This window comes from Terrabacter sp. 2TAF16 (genome assembly GCF_052115065.1).
Lineage (GTDB): Bacteria > Actinomycetota > Actinomycetes > Actinomycetales > Dermatophilaceae > Terrabacter.
Genome location: NZ_JBFRFZ010000011.1, coordinates 1 through 18,114, shown reverse-complemented (window position 1 = coordinate 18,114; position 18,114 = coordinate 1). Strand labels below are relative to the sequence as shown.

At 72.2% G+C, this 18,114-nt stretch carries 17 protein-coding genes; 12 read left to right on the top strand and 5 right to left on the bottom strand.

The window, feature by feature from the left end:
* Positions 1–2: 2 nt before the first annotated feature.
* Together proC and AB4Z14_RS16635 are read right to left on the bottom strand one after the other, a co-directional pair.
* Entirely contained in the window at positions 3–809 is an 807-nt protein-coding gene (proC, locus tag AB4Z14_RS16640; protein ID WP_056773514.1) for a pyrroline-5-carboxylate reductase, read from the bottom strand.
* Between the two features lie 13 nt (positions 810–822).
* Positions 823–1,773 carry a proline dehydrogenase family protein gene (locus tag AB4Z14_RS16635; RefSeq protein WP_156415479.1) on the bottom strand — a complete coding sequence of 317 codons (951 nt, stop codon included), beginning with the start codon at positions 1,771–1,773 and terminating at the stop codon, positions 823–825.
* A gap of 187 nt (positions 1,774–1,960) precedes the next feature.
* On the opposite strand from AB4Z14_RS16635, the gene AB4Z14_RS16630 reads away from it, so the two are divergent.
* The 11 genes from AB4Z14_RS16630 (at position 1,961) to AB4Z14_RS16580 (ending at position 14,650) form a co-directional block, all read left to right on the top strand.
* Positions 1,961–2,701: a hypothetical protein gene (locus AB4Z14_RS16630; RefSeq protein ID WP_442276170.1), complete on the top strand. Its 741-nt coding sequence runs from the start codon at positions 1,961–1,963 to the stop codon at positions 2,699–2,701.
* Entirely contained in the window at positions 2,701–3,549 is an 849-nt protein-coding gene (locus AB4Z14_RS16625) for a maleylpyruvate isomerase N-terminal domain-containing protein (RefSeq protein ID WP_442276169.1), read from the top strand. Before AB4Z14_RS16630 ends, AB4Z14_RS16625 begins: the two co-directional genes overlap by 1 nt.
* Before the next feature lie 85 nt (positions 3,550–3,634).
* Positions 3,635–4,921 (top strand): lactate 2-monooxygenase, encoded by a 1,287-nt coding sequence (locus AB4Z14_RS16620; protein ID WP_442276168.1) that lies wholly within the window; start codon positions 3,635–3,637, stop codon positions 4,919–4,921.
* A 125-nt stretch (positions 4,922–5,046) separates the two neighbouring features.
* Positions 5,047–5,799, top strand: coding sequence for an SAM-dependent methyltransferase (locus tag AB4Z14_RS16615; RefSeq protein ID WP_442276167.1), 753 nt, complete (start codon positions 5,047–5,049; stop codon positions 5,797–5,799).
* Positions 5,796–6,299, top strand: a complete 504-nt coding sequence (locus tag AB4Z14_RS16610) for a nucleoside deaminase (RefSeq protein WP_442276166.1) — start codon at positions 5,796–5,798, stop codon at positions 6,297–6,299. Before AB4Z14_RS16615 ends, AB4Z14_RS16610 begins: the two co-directional genes overlap by 4 nt.
* A 239-nt stretch (positions 6,300–6,538) precedes the next feature.
* Positions 6,539–7,477 (top strand): hypothetical protein, encoded by a 939-nt coding sequence (locus tag AB4Z14_RS16605; RefSeq protein ID WP_442276165.1) that lies wholly within the window; start codon positions 6,539–6,541, stop codon positions 7,475–7,477.
* Between the two features lie 369 nt (positions 7,478–7,846).
* Positions 7,847–10,465, top strand: a complete 2,619-nt coding sequence (locus AB4Z14_RS16600; RefSeq protein ID WP_056773529.1) for an ATP-dependent Clp protease ATP-binding subunit — start codon at positions 7,847–7,849, stop codon at positions 10,463–10,465.
* A gap of 166 nt (positions 10,466–10,631) precedes the next feature.
* Positions 10,632–11,540, top strand: coding sequence for an ABC transporter ATP-binding protein (locus AB4Z14_RS16595; protein WP_442276164.1), 909 nt, complete (start codon positions 10,632–10,634; stop codon positions 11,538–11,540).
* Entirely contained in the window at positions 11,537–12,868 is a 1,332-nt protein-coding gene (locus tag AB4Z14_RS16590; RefSeq protein WP_442276163.1) for an FtsX-like permease family protein, read from the top strand. Before AB4Z14_RS16595 ends, AB4Z14_RS16590 begins: the two co-directional genes overlap by 4 nt.
* Before the next feature lie 262 nt (positions 12,869–13,130).
* Positions 13,131–14,147, top strand: coding sequence for an LCP family protein (locus tag AB4Z14_RS16585; protein ID WP_442276162.1), 1,017 nt, complete (start codon positions 13,131–13,133; stop codon positions 14,145–14,147).
* The gene (locus tag AB4Z14_RS16580; RefSeq protein ID WP_442276161.1) at positions 14,144–14,650 is read left to right on the top strand and encodes an amino-acid N-acetyltransferase; all 507 of its coding nucleotides are present in this window, start codon (positions 14,144–14,146) and stop codon (positions 14,648–14,650) included. Before AB4Z14_RS16585 ends, AB4Z14_RS16580 begins: the two co-directional genes overlap by 4 nt.
* Positions 14,651–14,826: 176 nt before the next feature.
* Here AB4Z14_RS16580 and AB4Z14_RS16575 read toward each other — a convergent pair whose 3' ends face one another.
* From AB4Z14_RS16575 to AB4Z14_RS16565, 3 genes are read right to left on the bottom strand one after another with little or no spacing between them, the layout of a single operon-like run.
* The gene (locus AB4Z14_RS16575) at positions 14,827–15,759 is read right to left on the bottom strand and encodes an ABC transporter ATP-binding protein (protein WP_442276160.1); all 933 of its coding nucleotides are present in this window, start codon (positions 15,757–15,759) and stop codon (positions 14,827–14,829) included.
* Complete coding sequence (locus AB4Z14_RS16570) at positions 15,756–16,571, bottom strand: ABC transporter permease (protein WP_442276159.1); 816 nt, start codon at positions 16,569–16,571, stop codon at positions 15,756–15,758. Before AB4Z14_RS16570 ends, AB4Z14_RS16575 begins: the two co-directional genes overlap by 4 nt.
* Positions 16,564–17,358, bottom strand: a complete 795-nt coding sequence (locus AB4Z14_RS16565) for an ABC transporter permease (RefSeq protein ID WP_442276158.1) — start codon at positions 17,356–17,358, stop codon at positions 16,564–16,566. Before AB4Z14_RS16565 ends, AB4Z14_RS16570 begins: the two co-directional genes overlap by 8 nt.
* A gap of 104 nt (positions 17,359–17,462) precedes the next feature.
* Here AB4Z14_RS16565 and AB4Z14_RS16560 point away from each other — a divergent pair, with 104 nt between their 5' ends.
* Positions 17,463–17,852: a pyridoxamine 5'-phosphate oxidase family protein gene (locus AB4Z14_RS16560; RefSeq protein WP_442276157.1), complete on the top strand. Its 390-nt coding sequence runs from the start codon at positions 17,463–17,465 to the stop codon at positions 17,850–17,852.
* The last annotated feature ends 262 nt before the right edge of the window (positions 17,853–18,114 follow it).

Below are 18,114 nucleotides of genomic sequence, written 5' to 3'. Positions count from 1 at the left end.
CCTCAGACCTGCCCGGACGCCAGCTGTTTCGAGCGGGCCGCTGCGGCCTCGATGGCCGTCACGAACGCGGCCCGGACCTTGTGGTCGTCGAGCTGGCGCAGGGCCGCTACGGTCGTGCCGCCGGGCGAGCTGACCTGCTCGCGCAGGACCGTCGGGTGCTCCCGGGTCTCCTTGAGCATCGTCGCCGCCCCGTAGAGCGTCTGCACGACGAGCTCGGTGGCCGTGGCCCGCGGCAGACCGAGCACGACGCCGGCCTCGATCATCGCCTCGACGACGTAGAAGATGTAGGCGGGGCCGCTGCCGGAGATCGCCGTCACGGCGTCGAGGTGCTTCTCGGCGAGCCGGACGACCCGGCCGCACGAGCTGAGCAGCGCCTCGGCCTCGGCGAGGTGGTCGTCGGTGCAGTGGCTGCCGGGCGAGATGCCGGCCATCCCCTGGTCGACGAGCGCCGGGGTGTTGGGCATGACGCGGATGACCGACGTGCCCTCGGGCAGCCGCGACTCGAGGAACTCCGTCGTGATGCCGGCAGCCAGCGAGATGACGGCGTTGCCGGGGGCGACGTGGTCGTGGATCTCGTCGAGCAGCGCCGCCATGTCCTGCGGCTTGACGCACAGCACGAGCGTGTCGGCGACGTCGGCCGCCTCGGCGTTGGCCAGCACACGCACCCCGTGGCGCTCGGCGAGGGCGTTGACCTTCTCCGGCGTGCGTCCGGTGACGACGAGGTCGCCGGGCGTGCGGCCCGAGCGGATGAGGCCGGAGACGAGGGTCTCGCCCATGACCCCCGCGCCGAAGATGGCCGTCGTCGTCATCGTGGCTCTCCGCTCAGCTCTTGGTCGCGACGCCGCGCAGGAAGAACATGACGTTGGCGGGCTTCTCGGCCATCCGGCGCATGAGGTAGCCGTACCACTCCTGGCCGTACGGGATGTAGACGCGCATCTGGTCGCCGCGGTCGGAGATCCGCTTCTGCTCCTCGGGGCGGATGCCGTAGAGCATCTGGTACTCGAACGACCTCGGGTCGCGACCGGCCTGGCCCGCGAGCGCGCCGGCGATCTCGATGAGCCTCGGGTCGTGCGAGGCCACCATCGGGTAGCCCTCGCCCTGCATGAGGATCTTGAGGCACCGGACGTAGGACTTGTCGACGTCGGCTCCGGACTGGAAGGCGACCGACTCGGGCTCCTTGTAGGCGCCCTTGCAGAGCCGGACACGGGACCCGGCGTGGGCGAGGTCCCGGCAGTCGGCCTCGGTGCGGTAGAGGTAGGCCTGCACGACGGCGCCCACCGTCGGGAAGTCGGCCCGCAGCTCGCGCAGGGCGTCGAGGGTCAGGTCGGTGGTCGTGTGGTCCTCCATGTCGAGGGTCACGGTCGTGCCGCCCTGCTTGGCCAGCTCGCAGATCTCACGGGCGTGGTCCAGGGCGATGGCGTTGCCGTCGCCCGGCAGCGCCTGCCCGAGCGCGCTCAGCTTGAGCGAGACCTCGACGGAGCCGCCCTCGGTGAGGCCCTGGTCGCGCAGCGCCGTCAGCAGCGAGAGGTAGGCGTCGCGCGTGTGCCGGGCCTGGGCGAGGTCGGTCGTGTCCTCGCCGAGGTAGTCGATCGTCGAGAGGCGGCCGGACGCCGCGATCTCGGAGGCGGCCCCGACGACGTCGGCACGCTCGGCACCGGGCACGAAGCGCTTGACGACCGAGCGCGACACGGGCGCCTTCTCGATGACGTCTCGGATCTTCTCCTGCTTGGACAGCTGCAGGAGCGAGTTGCGCAGCAGGTCGCTGGCGTCCACGGGGGCCTCCGGGTGGTGCTCGGGATGTCGCTCGGGTCACGGCGGCGGACGGTGGTGACCGTCCCGCCGGGCAAATCTACCGCCGCCGGCAGCCGGCGCCCGCCGGTCCCCTCCGCTCCTGCGGCACGCACGCCGCCCGCCCGGTCTCTCGGGGTCCTCCTCGGGGCCATGCGGCAGACTCGCTGCCATGGCTCGCCCGAGCGCCACCCGACGACCCGTGCCCGCCGCCCTCGCGGCCGCAGCGCTGCCTCTCGTGCTCGCCGCGTGCGGCCAGCCGGTCGCGACGCCGTCTTCCGCCACCCGCCCGGCAGGCACGACCGGAACGGCAGGCGCCACCGGCGCCCCGACGAGCCCAGCCGCTGACGACGCGCCGCTCACGCCGCCCTCGAGCGTCGTGCCACCCCGCGTGCACGCCACCGCCGTCGTCGCCTCCTACCTCCGTGGCCACGACCTCAGGGGGCTCACCCGCACGGACGACGAGTCGGTGACGGAGGCCGTCCTCACGTCGTGCCCGAACGGGCCCACCGTGGCCCGGGACGTCGGCCCGACGGCATACGCCCGCTCCTGGGAGGGGCCGGGAGGCGTCCGCGCCGACGTCGCCGCGATCACCTACCCCGACCTCGCGTCGGCCGCGAACGCGGCCGAGCCGCTGCTCGTCGCGGCGCAGGCGTGCCGGGCCCCCCGGCCGGCCAAGGGCGTCACGACGACCGTCGCCAACCAGCGCCGCGACGTGGCGGAGGGTATGCCGCTCGGCCGGGTCGACGTGACGCGGACGTCCCCGGACGAGACGCGCCACGACTACGTCGGCGTCGTGCAGGTGGGCAACGTGCTCGTACGCCTCACCTACTCGTCCGGCGACGCGAAGGTCGCCACCGACAAGGGGTCGACGGCGCTCGCGCTGCTGGCCCGGGACGTGCAGGGGCTCTGATGTCCACGATCGACGACGCCGCCCTCGCCGCGCCCGGACCGCTCGGCCTGACCCTCGACGACCTCGGCGAGGCCCTCGGGGGTGCCGCGACCGTGCTGCGCGCCAACGCGATGGCGGCTGGCCTCGATGCACCCGTCCCCACGTGCCCCGACTGGACGGTGCTCGACCTCGTCACCCACCAGGGCATGGTCCACCGCTGGGCCGCGAGCCACCTGCGCGGCGAGCCCGTCGAGCCGGAGCCGCTCGAGCGCGAGGGGCGCCGGTCCGCCGACGTGCTCGGCTGGTTCGACGACGGGGCGACGGCGCTGCTGCAGGCGATCGTCGACGCGCCGGACGCCCTCGACGCGGTCGTGTTCCTCAAGGACGCGCCTGCCCCGCGGCTCTTCTGGACGCGCCGGCAGTGCCACGAGACGACGGTCCACGCCGTCGACGCGCTCGGGGCCCGGCTCGGACGGCCCGCGCGCGCCCACGAGACGTGGATCCGGCCCGCCGTCGCGCTCGACGGCATCGACGAGCTGCTCGTCGGCTTCGTCACCCGCCGCAAGGAGGGAGCCTCACCCGGCGCCCCGACCCGGCTGCTCGTGCGCCCCGACGGCGCCGACGTCGCTTGGCTCGTCGACCTCGACACCGGCCGGCCGATCCGGACCAGCCGGGTCCGGTCGGGGTCCGGTGGTTCGGGTGGGGCCGACGCCGACCACGTCCTGACCGGCGACCCCGTCGACCTCTACCTGCGGCTGTGGAGCCGCGGCGCTGCCGAGCCGGCCGAGCCGGCCGAGCCCACCGAGACCACCGAGACCATCACGGAGATCGAGCGCTGGTGGCGCGAGAACATCTCGATCTCGTGGTGACCCCCGGGTCGACCACGTAGCAGGATGGGCGCAGCACCCGGACCGCACCGTCGCGGCCCGGGCCCGTGCGACCAGAGGAGCTCGTATGCCACAGGAGGGCGTCGGACGGACCGTCCAGTCGGCGATCTACCGGGCCGGTGCCTTCGGCCGCCGCCCGGCGGTCCCGACCGACGGCACGCAGCTCGAGGTGGCGGCCCGCAAGGTCATGTCGAAGCGCGGGTTCGCCTACGTCGCAGGCTCGGCCGGCTCCGAGGCGAGCGCCGACGCGAACGTCTCAGCCTTCTCGAGGTGGCGCGTCGTGCCCCGGATGCTCGTCGACACGACCGAGCGCGACACGTCCGTCGAGCTCTTCGGCCGTCGGCACGAGAGCCCCTTCCTCGTCGCCCCGGTCGGGGTCCTGTCGATGGCCGACGACGAGGCCGACCTCGCCGTCGCCCGCGGCGCCCGCGAGCAGCGCGTCACCCAGATCCTCAGCACCCAGGCCTCGGTGCCGATGGAGGACGTCGCGCGCACCCTCGCCGGGTCCGGTCACTGGTACCAGCTCTACTGGAGCAGCGACGACGACCTCGTCGAGAGCCTCGTCTCGCGCGCCGAGGCGTGCGGCAGCGACGCCCTCGTCGTCACCCTCGACACGGCATACCTCGGCTGGCGTCCACGCGACCTCGACCTCGGGCACCTGCCGTTCGCCCGCGGCGAGGGCATCGCCCAGTACACGTCGGACCCCGTCTTCCAGCGGCTCGTCCGCGAGCGGGTGGCGGCGGCCGGGCCGGCGGTCCGGCCGCGGCCAACGCCGGCCGCGGTCGCGACGCTCGTGTCGATGAGCCGCAACCACCCGGGCGACACCCGGCACAACCTCACGGCGCCCGAGCCGCGCGCCGCGGTCGAGACGTTCCTCGACGTCTTCAGCCGACCCTCGCTGACGTGGGACGACCTACCGCGGCTGCGGACCATGACCAGCCTGCCGATCGTGCTCAAGGGGATCCTGCACCCCGACGACGCCCGACGCGCCGTGGACGCCGGGGTCGACGGTGTCTACGTCTCCAACCACGGCGGCCGGCAGGTCGACCGGTCCGTCGCCGCGCTCGACGCCCTGCCCGGAGTCGTCGAGGCCGTGAGCGGTGCCGGGTCCGACGCCCCGGTGATCTTCGACAGCGGGATCCGTTGCGGCGCAGACGCGTTCGTCGCACTGGCCCTGGGCGCGTCGGCCGTCGGCATCGGGCGACCACACGTCTACGGTCTGGCCCTCGCCGGCGCCGACGGGGTCTCGGAGGTGCTGCGTAACCTGCGCGCCGAGCTCGACCTCCAGCTGGCGCTCACGGGGTGCACGTCGCTCGCCGACCTGACCCCGGAGCGGCTCGTGGCCGCGCCCTGACGCGACAAGGCGCCGCGCCGACCGTCGACGGGCCACGTGTCGCCGCCCGGTCACGGTCGAGAGGCCGCTTCTCGCCGCATGGAACCGGGTCGACGCAGTCGGGGTCTGTCCCGGAGGATCGGGTCATGCCAGCCCTCGACCACCTGACCCGCGACGCCTACCCGAAGTCGAACGGCTACGACGCGAAGTGGCTCGTCGACCTCGACATGGGCCCCCACCCGCTGTGGCTGCTCGAGGACCTCGCCGCCGACCTCGACCTCCGGCCCGGCATGCGCGTCCTCGACCTCGGCTCGGGGCTGGGCGCGACGTCGGTCTTCCTCGCGCGGGAGTACGGCGTCAGCGTCGTGGCCGCCGACCTGTGGGTCGACCCCACCGAGGCTGCCGCGGTCTTCCGCAAGGAGAACGTCGACGATCGCGTCCTCGCGATGCGGGTCGACGCGCACGCGCTCCCCTTCGGCCGGGGCTCGTTCGACGCCATCCTCAGCATCGACGCGTGGGAGTACTTCGGCACCGGCGACCACTACCCGCCCTACCTCGCCACCTTCCTCAAGCCGGGCGGCCAGCTCGGGGTCGCGACGCCGGCCCTGACGACCGAGGTGCGCGAGCTCGGCGAGATCCCCGAGCACATCGACCGCGTCGTCGGCGCCGAGTCCGCGGCCTGGCACACGGCGGACTGGCTGCGCAGCCAGTGGGAGTTCAGCCGCGCCTTCACGACCGTCACGGCCCGCAACCAGCCGGACGCGTGCGCGAACTGGTTGCTGTGGGAACGTGCCGTCATGGAGCTCAAGGGACAGGCCAGCTCGCCGGTGCAGGGGATGCTCGAGGCCGACGGCGGCGCCTTCGTCACGTTCGCGCTCGTCACCGGGAGGGTCGCATGAGCCTCGACGCCACCGACCTCGAGCACCTGCGCCGGGCGGTCTCGCTCGCGCGCCTGGCCCTGGAGCGCGGGGACGAGCCGTTCGGCTCCGTCCTCGTGTCGGGCGACGGCGAGGTGCTCTTCGAGGACCACAACCACGTCCTCGCGCTCGAGGCCACCCAGCACCCCGAGTTCGCCATCGCCCGCTGGGCGGGTGCCCAACTGACCGCCGCCGAGCGGGCGGCCGCGACCGTCTACACCTCGGGCGAGCACTGCCCCATGTGCTCAGCAGCGCACGCGTGGGTCGGCCTCGGCCGGATCGCGTATGCCGTGAGCTCGGCCCAGCTGACCGCGTGGCGGTCGGCGTGGGGCTCGGCCCCGTCCCCGGTCGCGGCGCTGTCGATCCACGACGTCGTGCCGGGCGCGGTCGTCGACGGGCCGGCCCCCGAGCTCGAGGCCGAGGTCCGCGACTTCGACGACCGTTTCGCCCACGGTCACCCCCACCCCGACCCCAACCCCTGACGCCGGCCAACCGGCATACGCCCGGAGGTCCTCCCCGACCACATCAACTCCACCGGGGCGGACCCGAACGACGCACCCGAGACCCCGGGACCACGACAACTCCGCCCTGGCGGGCGAAAGCGGCCCACGCGACCACACTCGGCCACCACAAGTCCGCCCCGGTGGCCTTGGCGCTCAGAGGTTTCGGCGGCTGTGGATGACCTACAACGAGCGCGAGTCCGGTGTCGCACAGTGACGTCATGAAGCCCGCCGACAGCCCCGGCACCGACCAGCCGTTTCTGCGCACGAGTGACGGAGACGACACGCTGAGCGCATGGCGCTTCCGGCGAACGCATCGCGCACTTTTCCGTGGGGTCTACGTCACTGCCGAGACCCGCGTGACCCTTCGGCTGCTCGCCGAGGGAGCCCTGCTGTTGGCCGAGCCGAGCAGCTACCTCTCCCATCACACCGCGGCCCGGCTCTGGGGCGGCGTCGTTCCCGACAACCCTGACGTCCACGTGACGTATCCGAGGATGCGTGCCCAGTGTCTCGGCATCGCGGCTCACCGTGCCAAGGCGCGACAGCACGTGGTCCGTTGGATGGGGCTGCCCGTCACCGGCCCGGCGCAGACCTTTCTCGACATGAGTCAGGTGCTCGGTCTCGTCGATCTCGTCGTGCTCGGGGACTCGTTGGTCCGCAAGAAGCGCTTCACACCTGACGAGCTGGTTGCCCTGGCTGAGAAGCACCGCGGCCCCCACTCGAGGCTGGCCCGGCGAGCGGCAAGGCTCGTGAGAGCCGGCGTCGACTCACCCATGGAGACGCGCCTGCGGCTGCTCATCGTCCTCGCCGGACTTCCCGAGCCCGAGGTGGACCACCGGGTGCACGACGACGACGGGACCTTGTTGCGGCGATACGACCTCTCCTACCTCCCCTTCCGACTGATCATCGAGTACGACGGCAGGCAGCACGCCGAGTCGGACGAGCAGTGGCTCAGCGACATCGGCCGCGACGAGGCGCTGGACGACGAGCAGATCCGGCGGCTCGTGGTCGTGTCCCGGGACATCTACTCGACACCGGCGAACACCCTCGCGAGGATCACGCGGGCCATGCGCCGAGCCGGTATGCCGGTGCCCCGGCTCAGGCACGAGTGGCGCCGACACTTCCCGAGCAGGTCGGGCGACCTCGCCCTGCCGGCATGAGGGCGCCGACGAGCGCGCCATGGCGCGGTTCCGCGCCCGATGACGCGGCTGGCCGAACCCGAAACCGCGCCATGGCGCGGTTCTGTGCCGGAAGGCGGCCCGGATGGATGCGTCCGCGACCGCTCTCCACGGGTGTGAAGCGCGCCGGCAACAGTGCGGGCGGACACTGGGCGGGTACGACACGGCATACGCAAGGATCACGACACGCCTCTCGGCATCTGTCCGCTCACGGCGAACAGCGGCTGAACCTGAGCCGATCACGCTCAGGATGGGGAACAGGAGGGACACCACCGGCGTTGGTCGGGGTGTGCTCGTCCACAGCGGGCACAGATAGCATCGAGATGTCTCTCGATCAGTCAGGAGAAGAACATGTTCGAACGGTTCACCGACAGGGCCCGAAGGGTGGTTGTCCTCGCGCAGGAGGAAGCTCGCCTGCTCAACCACAACTACATCGGGACCGAGCACATCCTCCTGGGTCTGATCCACGAAGGCGAAGGCGTCGCCGCGAAGGCCCTCGAATCGCTCGACATCTCGCTCGAAGCGGTCCGGGCCCAGGTCCAGGAGATCATCGGCCAGGGGCAGCAGGCCCCCACCGGTCACATTCCCTTCACGCCCCGCGCGAAGAAGGTCCTCGAGTACTCGCTCCGCGAGGCGCTCCAGCTCGGCCACAGCTACATCGGCACCGAGCACATCCTGCTCGGCCTGATCCGCGAGGGCGAGGGCGTCGCCGCCCAGGTCCTCGTCAAGCTCGGCGCGGAGCTCAACAAGGTCCGCCAGCAGGTCATCCAGCTGCTCTCCGGCTACCAGGGTGGCCAGGGCGGCGAGAAGGCCGGCGCCGGCGTCGGCCAGAGCCAGGCCGAGGGGACGCCCGCGGGCTCCCTCGTGCTCGACCAGTTCGGTCGCAACCTCACGCAGGCTGCCCGCGAGGGCAAGCTCGACCCGGTCATCGGACGTGAGAAAGAGATCGAGCGGGTCATGCAGGTGCTGTCCCGCCGCACCAAGAACAACCCCGTCCTCATCGGCGAGCCCGGCGTCGGCAAGACCGCCGTCGTCGAGGGCCTCGCCCAGGACATCGTCAAGGGCGAGGTGCCCGAGACGCTCAAGGACAAGCAGCTCTACACCCTCGACCTCGGCTCGCTCGTGGCCGGCAGCCGCTACCGCGGTGACTTCGAGGAGCGGCTGAAGAAGGTCCTCAAGGAGATCCGCACCCGCGGCGACATCATCATCTTCATCGACGAGATCCACACGCTCGTCGGTGCAGGTGCCGCCGAGGGCGCCATCGACGCCGCGTCGATCCTCAAGCCGATGCTCGCCCGTGGTGAGCTGCAGACGATCGGTGCGACGACGCTCGACGAGTACCGCAAGCACATCGAGAAGGACTCGGCCCTCGAGCGGCGCTTCCAGCCGATCCAGGTGCAGGAGCCGACGCTGCCGCACGCGATCGAGATCCTCAAGGGTCTGCGTGACCGCTACGAGGCCCACCACCGCGTGACGATCACCGACGGGGCGCTCGTCGCGGCCGCCAACATGGCCGACCGCTACGTCAACGACCGCTTCCTACCCGACAAGGCCATCGACCTCATCGACGAGGCGGGCGCGCGACTGCGCATCCGTCGGATGACGGCTCCGCCGGACCTGCGCGAGTTCGACGAGAAGATCGCCGCGCTCGTGCGCGAGAAGGAGTCGGCCATCGACGGGCAGGACTTCGAGCGCGCGGCCCGCGTCCGCGACGACGAGAAGCGCCTGCGCCAGGAGAAGGCCGCCCGTGAGGCCCAGTGGAAGTCGGGCGACATGGACGTCGTGGCCGAGGTCGACGAGGAGCTCATCGCCGAGGTCCTGGCGGCCAGCACCGGCATCCCGGTCTTCAAGCTGACCGAGGAGGAGTCGAGCCGACTGCTCCACATGGAGGACGAGCTGCACAAGCGCATCGTCGGCATGGACGACGCCGTCAAGGCGCTGTCCCAGGCGATCCGCCGCACCCGTGCAGGCCTCAAGGACCCGCGTCGTCCGGGTGGCTCGTTCATCTTCGCCGGCCCCACCGGTGTCGGTAAGACCGAGCTCGCCAAGACGCTCGCCGAGTTCCTCTTCGGCAGCGAGGACGCGCTGATCCAGCTCGACATGTCCGAGTACTCCGAGAAGCACACGGTGAGCCGCCTCTTCGGCTCGCCTCCTGGCTACGTCGGCTACGAGGAGGGCGGCCAGCTCACCGAGAAGGTGCGCCGCAAGCCGTTCTCCGTCGTGCTCTTCGACGAGGTCGAGAAGGCCCACCCGGAGATCTTCAACTCGCTGCTGCAGGTGCTCGAGGACGGCCGCCTCACCGACTCGCAGGGTCGGATGGTCGACTTCAAGAACACCGTCATCATCATGACGACCAACCTCGGCACGCGGGACATCTCCAAGGCCAACATGGGCTTCTCGGCCGGACCCGACAGCCGCTCGGACTACGAGCGGATGAAGGCGAAGGTCACCGACGAGCTCAAGCAGCACTTCCGGCCCGAGTTCCTCAACCGTGTCGACGACACCATCGTCTTCCCGCACCTGAGCCGCGACGAGATCATCCAGATCGTCGACCTCGAGATCGCCAAGCTCGACAAGCGGCTCAAGGACAAGGACATGGGCATGGAGCTCACGCAGTCCGCCAAGGACCTGCTCGCCAAGAAGGGCTACGACCCCGTGCTCGGTGCGCGTCCGCTGCGCCGCACCATCCAGCGCGAGATCGAGGACGCCCTGTCGGAGCGGATCCTGTTCGGGGACTTCGCGTCCGGCCAGTACGTCAAGGTCGACACCGAGGGCGAGGGCAAGGCGGAGACGTTCACCTTCTCCGACATGGCCCACCCGGACGCCGCGCACCGGCCGGCCGACGACCTCCCGGAGCTTCCCGAGGGCGCCGCCCTCGACGAGGCGCTCGGGGTCAACATCACGGCCGGCCCGCCCGTGCCCGACGACCAGGTCTACCCCGACGCGGGGCTGACCGGCACGGAGCGCTGACCGCAGCGATCCGCCAGCACGGCCGAAGGGGCCGGGGACACCACGTCCCCGGCCCCTTCGTCGTACGCCCGCGTCCCGGTCGTCATACCGGGGTCGTATGCCGTCCCGCCCGGGAGGCGACCACGGCCCGATGTGGGACCCGGCCCACCGCGGCGAGGCTGGGTCCATGAGCTACTACGACCCAGCCCGTACGCCGTCCGGTGCGCCCGAGCGCCCAGCCTTCCCAGCCTTCCCAGCCTCCCCCGCCTCCACCGTCGCCCCGCCTGTCAGCCCCACCGTCGGCCTCACCGGCGCCCAGGCCCCCTCACGTCCGGCACGGGCGGTGTCGCCCGACCCGGCCCGCGACCTCGTCGCCCGAGACCTCGTCATGACCTACGGCCGCTCCGGGGCCTCCGCCGGGCCGCCCGCGCTCGGCGGCGTCGACCTGACGATCCGCGCCGGCGAGAGCCTCGCCGTCATGGGGCCGTCCGGCTCGGGCAAGACGACGCTGCTGCACGTGCTCGCCGGGATCCTGCGACCGACCGGCGGCCAGGTGCTGTGGCGCGGCCGGGACATCGCACGGATGTCGGACCGCGAGCGCACCGTGCTGCGCCGCGAGGACTTCGGATTCGTCTTCCAGCAGGGCATGCTGCTGCCCGAGCTGCCGGCGATCGAGAACGTGGCCCTGCCGCTCATGCTCGGCGGGGTCAGGCGGTCGGAGGCGACGGCGCGGGCCGCGACGCTCTTCCACCCGCTCGGCCTCTCGGGGCTGGAGAAGCGCCGTCCGGGCGAGCTCTCGGGCGGCCAGGCGCAGCGGGTCGCCATCGCCCGCGCCCTCGTGGCCCGCCCCGGGGTCGTCTTCGCCGACGAGCCGACCGGTGCGCTCGACCAGACGACCAGCGCCGAGGTGATGCACCACCTGACGCAGCTCGCGGCGCACACCGGAGCCTCGCTCGTCGTCGTGACCCACGACGAGAACGTCGCCCGCTGGTGCCACGGCGTCGTCCGGGTCCGCGACGGTCGGATCGCTGGTGCAGACGCAGGCGCCCACGTCGCGGCCGGCCCGGTCCAGACTGCGACGGCGGTGGCCAGGTGAGGGCCGCGACCGAGCTGTGGTGGCGCCTGCGGCGTGCGGGCGCGGCCGACAACCGGGTGCCCGGCATCCTCGCGGTGGTCTCGTTCGCCGTCGCGACGGCGGCCCTGCTCGTCTGCGTCGCCGGGCTCCACGCGTTCGAGGCGCGCAACCCCCTGCCGCCGGGCGGCCTCAAGGGCCACCTCAGCGACGAGGCGGCGCTCGGCAACCTCTACGTGACCCTCGCCTGGATCGCGACGACGTGCATGGTCATCCCGACCCTCACCCTCGGCGGTGTCGCGGCGCGTCTCGCGATCGCCCGCCGCGACCAGCGTCTGGCCGCGCTCCGTCTCGCCGGTGCGACGTCGGGACAGGTCACGCTCATGACGCTGGCAGAGGCGGCCGCCCAGGCCGTCGTCGGTGCGCTGACAGGCGTCGTGCTCTACCTCGCCGTCCTCCCCCTCGTGGCCCGGCTGAGCTTCCAGGGCCGCCCCTTCGAGCTGCGCGAGCTGGTGCTGCCGCTGTGGCAGACGCTGGCCGTCGTCGCGGCCGTCGTCGTCGTGGCGGTCGTGTCCGGCGCGTCGAGCCTCGCCCGGGTGGCGATCAGCCCGCTCGGCGTGGCTGCCCGCACGAGCCCGAAGCGCCTGAGCGTCCTGCGGCTGCTCGTCGCCCTGGCCGCCGGAGCTGCGTGGGTGCTCGTCATCACCCCGATGAAGGAGCCGCAGCGGATGACGATCGTGCTCGTGCTCGGCGCGATGATCCTCGCCGTCAACGCCGTCGGGCCGTGGGTGGTCATGGTGGCCGGCCGGGTCGCGGCGCGTCTCGCCCCGACCGCAGCGACGCTGCTGGCGGCCCGGCGCATCGCCGACGACCCGAAGAGCACGTGGCGCGCGGTCGGCGCCCTCGGCCTCGCCGTCGTCGTCGTGGGCTTCACGAGCCTCGCGCAGGTCGACGACCCGACGACTCCGCTCGAGCGCTACCTCGCCGACGACCTCGGCACGGGCGCGCTCGTCACCCTCGTCATCATCACCATCGTCGGCGCCACGTCGACGGGGGTCGTCCAGGCGGCCCGGGTGCTCGACCAGCGCGAGCAGTACCGCGCGCTGGCGCTCGCCGGCACGAGCGAGCGCTCGCTCCACCGGGCCCGCGCGCTCGAGGTCGCGCTCCCGCTGTCGATGACGATCGTGCTGTCGGCCGGCTTCGTGCTCGTGCTGATGCTGCCCTTCACGAGCGCCCTCGACAGCGGCCTCGTCGTGCGTTTCGTCGTGACCTCGGCCGTCGCTGGGGCGGTCGTCCTGGCGTCGGTGCTGGCGTCCCGGTCGCTCGTGCGGACGGCCTCCCGCGTCGCCTGAACCGGTCGTCTACGGTGGGGCGGTGACCTCCCCGCACCGCCCCACCGACGTCCGCCAGCGGCCTGTGATGCCCGCCGACACCCGTCGTCCAGCCCGCACGCGACGGTCCGTGGTGGCGCGCGCCGGGGCCGTTTCGGCGGCCGCGGCGGTGGCCCTCGCGGGTTGCTCGACGGGTGCGCCGAGCGGGACCGGCTCGCCGGCCGGAGCGTCCGCCTCGGCCGACGGCAGCGCGTCCGGGTCCGCCCCCTCCTCGGGGGTCCGCGTGAGCGGGGCGCCAGCGCCCTTGGCTGCGCTGGTCTCGACGGTGTATGCCGGGGGCGACCTCACGCGTACGTCCTCCCCCTCCGCCGCGGCCGCCCTGAAGACGCGCAAGGCGGCCCCCGGCCCGGTCTCGGCCAAGGCCGAGGTCGGCTCGTGGATGGGCACGCCCGTCGCCGTCGTCACCGCCGGCGACGACGTGACCCTCGCCGTCGGACCGACGTGGAAGGTCGTCGGCGGCTGGTGGCCGTCGCTCGGGGTCGAGAAGCCGAGCCTCGGCGGCGGGCCGCGCTGGGTGCTCGCGATCGGCTCGGACGCCCGCAAGGGCCAGCCGCTCGAGCGCACCCGCGCCGACGTGCTCCAGGTCATCGGCATCGACGGCAAGGGTGGCGGCGGCGTCATGGGCATGGCCCGCGACCTGTGGGTCCCGCTGGCGACCGGCGGCAAGGGCAAGATCAACTCGGCCATGGTGTTCGGCGGCCCGCGGGCGCAGGTGAGCACCGTGAGGTCCGTGACCGGCCTCCCCGTCGAGGGATACGTCGTCATCGGCTTCAGCGGGTTCAAGAAGATCGTCGACGACGAGGGCGGCATCCCGATCGTCATCCCCAAGACCGTCGTGGCCTCGCACGCCAAGAACCTCGTCATCAAGGCCGGGGCCCAGACCCTGTCCGGCGCCGAGGCCCTCGCCTACGCCCGCGAGCGGAAGACGTTGCCGGACGGGGACTTCGGCAGGTCGCGCCACCAGGGAGAGGTCATCCTCGCCGCCGCGATCAAGGCCAAGCTCGCCGGGCCGATCGCCATCCCGTCGGCGCTGACGAGCTTCAGCACGGTCGGTCGGAGCAACCTCTCGGCCGAGCAGATCCTCACCTTCACCGCCGGTCTCCATCAGCTGAGCCCGCTCCAGGTCGGCCGGGGCGTCGCCCAGGGCGCCTTCGGGTGGGCCGGCCAGCAGTCGATCGTCGTTCTCGGCAGGCAGGCCCGCACCCTCTTCGCCGAGTTCCGCGACGGGAACCTCTCGTGAGCGGCGGCACGCCCGTCCTCCGGCGGGCCCGAACGTCCGACGTCCGCGCCATCCGGGCCCTCGTCGCGCCTCTGGCCGAGCGTCGGGTGCTCGTCAGCAAGGAGGCGGTCACCTACTTCGAGAGCCTCCAGGAGTTCCGCGTCGCCGACCTCGACGGCCGCGTCGTCGGCTGCGGCGCGCTTCACGTGATGTGGGAGGACCTCGCCGAGATCCGCACTCTCGCGGTGGCTCCCGATCAGCTCGGCACCGGTCTGGGTGGGCGCCTGCTCGAGGCGCTCGTCGAGGACGCGCGCGAGATCGGGGTCGAGCGACTCTTCTGCCTGACCTTCGAGACCGACTTCTTCGTCCGGCACGGCTTCGACGTCATCGAGGGCCAGGCCGTCCCGATGGACGTCTACGCCGAGCTGCTGCGCTCCTACGACGAGGGCGTCGCCGAATTCCTCGACCTCGAGCGCGTCAAGCCCAACACCCTCGGCAACACCCGGATGCTCCGCACCCTCTGACCCCGCCCGCCGCTCCAGCACCCCTGCCGGGCGACGACCTCACTCGAGGGGCCACCCGGTCCCACCCGTCACACGACTGAAGTGGCACCTGAGGTCACGGGGCCACTCGACGGGTGGGACGGCATACGCCCTGGGCCGGGAGTGGCCACGGGGCACTCGACGGAGGGGGTGGGGTGTCAGGCTCGGCCCGAGGCGGCGTAGATGCGGCGCACCACGTCCTCGATGTCGGGCTCCTCGATCGTCAGGTCGCGCACCTCGTGCCGGGAGGAGACGTGGGCGAGCACGGCCGCGACCGTCGTGGCCTCGGCGTCGAACGAGAGCCGCTGCCGCAGGCCGTCCGACTCGCTCTCGACGAGGGTCGCTCCCGGCACGTCGTGCAGGTCCGGCGTGGGCTGGGCGAGGTCGATGACGAGGATGCGCTGCGCGCCGACGGTGCCCGCGAGCCCGGTCAGGGTGCCGTCGAAGGCGAGCCGGCCGCGGTCGACGACGAGGACCCGGTCGCAGAGCCGTTCGATGTCGCCCATGTCATGGGTGGTGAGCAGCAGGGTCGTGCCCTGCTCACGGCGCTCGGCGACGAGGAACTCGCGCAACCGCTGCTTCGAGAGCACGTCGAGGCCGATCGTCGGCTCGTCGAGGATGAGCAGCTCCGGCGAGTGGAGCAGGGCGGCGGCGATCTCGGCACGCATCCGCTGGCCGAGCGACAGCGAGCGCACCGCCGTGCCCAGCTGCGGTCCCATCTCGAGCTGCTCGACGAGCAGGTCGGTGCGCGCCCGGGACGCCGCCTCGTCCATCCGGTGGATCGCCCCGAGGATCGCGAAGGAGTCGCGCAACGGCAGGTCCCACCACAGCTGCGAGCGCTGGCCGAAGACGACTCCGACCCGGCGCGCGACCTCGACCCGCTGTCGCATCGGGTCGAGCCCGCACGTGCGCACGTGACCGGAGGTCGGCTTGAGGATGCCGGTCAGCATCTTGATCGTCGTCGACTTCCCGGCACCGTTGGCTCCGATGTAGCCGACCGCCTCGCCGGGCGCGACCGAGAAGGTCATCCGGTCGACGGCGCGCGTCTTCTTGAAGTCGCGCACGAGGTCGCGCGTCTCGATGATGCTCATCCGCCTGCTCCTTGGTAGTGACGAGTGCCGAGGCGCCAGCACGTGGCGGCGATGCCCCAGGCCAGCAGCCCGGCGACGGGGGTGAGCCACGCGAGCCAGGTCGGCGCGAGCGGGTCGTCGAGGCCGAGGATCGCGACGGCCGGGATGTAGGCGACGAAGGCTGTCGGCACGACGAACGTCCAGAAGATCCGCAGCGGGTCGGGGAAGACCTGCTGGCTCTGCTGGGCGGCATACGACCCGCCGTAGGTGAAGGCGTTGGTGAACTCGGCACCGTCGACGAGGAAGAACTGGAGGCCGCCAGCGGCCGTGAAGAGGGCCGAGAAGATCGCGGTGCCGCTGACGACGGTGAGCACGATGAGCGCCACGGTGGCCGGCGACCAGGCGATGTCGGCGGTCGTCAGGGCGACGCCGAGGGCGACGAGGGCGACGGACAGCCGGCCGACCCTCCGGAGCGACAGGTCGCTCGTCATGAGCTGGGCCAGCAGCGGCAGCGGACGCACGTAGAAGGCATCGACCTGGCCGGCCCGGATGTAGCGCGGCAGCTGGTCGAGGTGACCGACGAACATGTCGGCGAGCGAGAAGGACAGGTTGGACAGGGCGAACACGAGCAGGGCCGCCGTGAAGTCGAGGCCGCCGAGCACGTCGACGTTGTGGAAGATCACCCACACCTCAGCGAACTCGGCGAGGCCCACACCGACGGTGCCGAGGATGTCGGTGACGAACGAGGCGCGGTACTGCATCTGCGCCCGGGCACGGGACGCGAGCAGCACCCGGTAGGGGCGCAGCCGTTGGGAGAGCGTCCGGTCAGCCACCCTGCACCTCCAGCCGTCGACGGCCCGCGCGCAGCACGACCTGACCGAGGGCGAGCAGCGCGACGGCCCAGAAGACCTGCACCCCGACCGCCGACGCGATGTCGGGCCCGACGACGCGTCCGGCGAGGATGTCGATGGGGTTCTGCAGCATCGACGGGAAGGGCGACCAGTTGGCGATGGTGCGCAGCCAGTCCGGGAACCACGGCACGGGCAGGTAGAGACCGCAGAGCAGGCCACCGGTGATCATCCACAGCAGCGTGATGCCACGGATCTCGACGAGCCAGAACGCGAGCAGGTTGATGACGAAGTTGCCCGAGAAGGCCACGACCACGGCGAGCAGGATGGACACGGCGCCCGCGACCCAGCTGACGGCGGAGGGTGGCCACGCCATGTCGAAGAGGACGGCACCGAGCAGCAGCGCGGGCGCTCCGCGGCCGATGAGGTTGATGCCCGCACGTCCGAGATCGCCTGCGAGATAAGCGATCTGCGGGTCGACCGGCCTCAGGAAGTCGACGGCGATGTCACCGGTGCGGACCCGGTCCTTGACCTCGGCGAAGCCCCAGAGGTTGACCGTGCCGAGCAGCGCCTGACCCCACCAGACGAACGCGATCGTCGTCGGGGCGTCGTAGCCGCCGATGGCCGTCCCGGCCGACGCGAGCGCGGCGAGCAGGATCGAGGCGCGGATGAAGCCGAAGACCGAGTTCGTCGTCATCCCGGCCAGCAGCGCCAGCCGGTACGTCGAGTGCCTCCTGAAGCCGGCTCGGACGAGCAGCCAGAAGGTCTTCACGACGCACGGACGGGGGCAGGCACAAGGGGCCACGCTACCGACGAGGCGGCCCGGGATCAACGGGAGGCGCCGGTGACATGCCGGCCTCTCGTAGTCTGTCGCCCGTGGCCACCCTTCCCCGCGACCTCTCCCCGGAGGCCCTCGAGTTCATGTCGGTGCGTCACCTCGCGACGCTGACGACCCTGCGGCCGGACGGCTCGCCCCACGTCGTGCCGGTCGGCTTCACGTGGGACCCCGAGACGTCGGTCGCCCGCGTCATCACGAGCCGCGGCAGCCGCAAGGCCCGCAACGCGCTCGCCGGGTGTGCCGCCGTGCTGTGCCAGGTGGACGGGCGCCACTGGCTCTCGCTCCAGGGCACCGCCCGCATCCTCGACGACCCGGCCTCGGTCACCGACGCCGAGCAGCGGTATGCCGCCCGCTACCGCGAGCCTCGCCCCAACCCCGAGCGCGTGGTGATCGCGATCGACGCGCGCTCCGTCCTCGGCAACGTCTGACCCCGTCGCCCGCCCCACTCGAGTGAGTGCCCCGTCCCACTCGAGTGAGCGCCCCGTCCCACTCGAGTGGCCGCCATGTCCCACGCGTCACACCCGTTCTGTGTGTTCTGTCGTGTGTGCACGTGGACACTTCTGTCTCGGGTTCGTCCGGACACTGTGACTGGCCTCGGCGGATGCTTCCGCCATGGCGGACAAGGTGGTCGGGATGGACGTTCGGGCGCTGGTCGTCGTGTTCGAGCAGGACCCTGCGCGTGGCGCGGTG

Excerpts from the sequence above, each read along its gene's own strand:
- AB4Z14_RS16625 (WP_442276169.1), top strand. The coding sequence starts at position 2,701 with ATGTCCACGATCGACGACGCCGCCCTCGCCGCGCCCGGACCGCTCGGC.
- AB4Z14_RS16620 (WP_442276168.1), top strand. The coding sequence starts at position 3,635 with ATGCCACAGGAGGGCGTCGGACGGACCGTCCAGTCGGCGATCTACCGG.
- proC (WP_056773514.1), bottom strand. The coding sequence starts at position 809 with ATGACGACGACGGCCATCTTCGGCGCGGGGGTCATGGGCGAGACCCTC.
- AB4Z14_RS16610 (WP_442276166.1), top strand. The coding sequence starts at position 5,796 with ATGAGCCTCGACGCCACCGACCTCGAGCACCTGCGCCGGGCGGTCTCG.
- AB4Z14_RS16615 (WP_442276167.1), top strand. The coding sequence starts at position 5,047 with ATGCCAGCCCTCGACCACCTGACCCGCGACGCCTACCCGAAGTCGAAC.
- AB4Z14_RS16575 (WP_442276160.1), bottom strand. The coding sequence starts at position 15,759 with ATGAGCATCATCGAGACGCGCGACCTCGTGCGCGACTTCAAGAAGACG.
- AB4Z14_RS16605 (WP_442276165.1), top strand. The coding sequence starts at position 6,539 with ATGAAGCCCGCCGACAGCCCCGGCACCGACCAGCCGTTTCTGCGCACG.
- AB4Z14_RS16595 (WP_442276164.1), top strand. The coding sequence starts at position 10,632 with ATGAGCTACTACGACCCAGCCCGTACGCCGTCCGGTGCGCCCGAGCGC.
- AB4Z14_RS16600 (WP_056773529.1), top strand. The coding sequence starts at position 7,847 with ATGTTCGAACGGTTCACCGACAGGGCCCGAAGGGTGGTTGTCCTCGCG.
- AB4Z14_RS16630 (WP_442276170.1), top strand. The coding sequence starts at position 1,961 with ATGGCTCGCCCGAGCGCCACCCGACGACCCGTGCCCGCCGCCCTCGCG.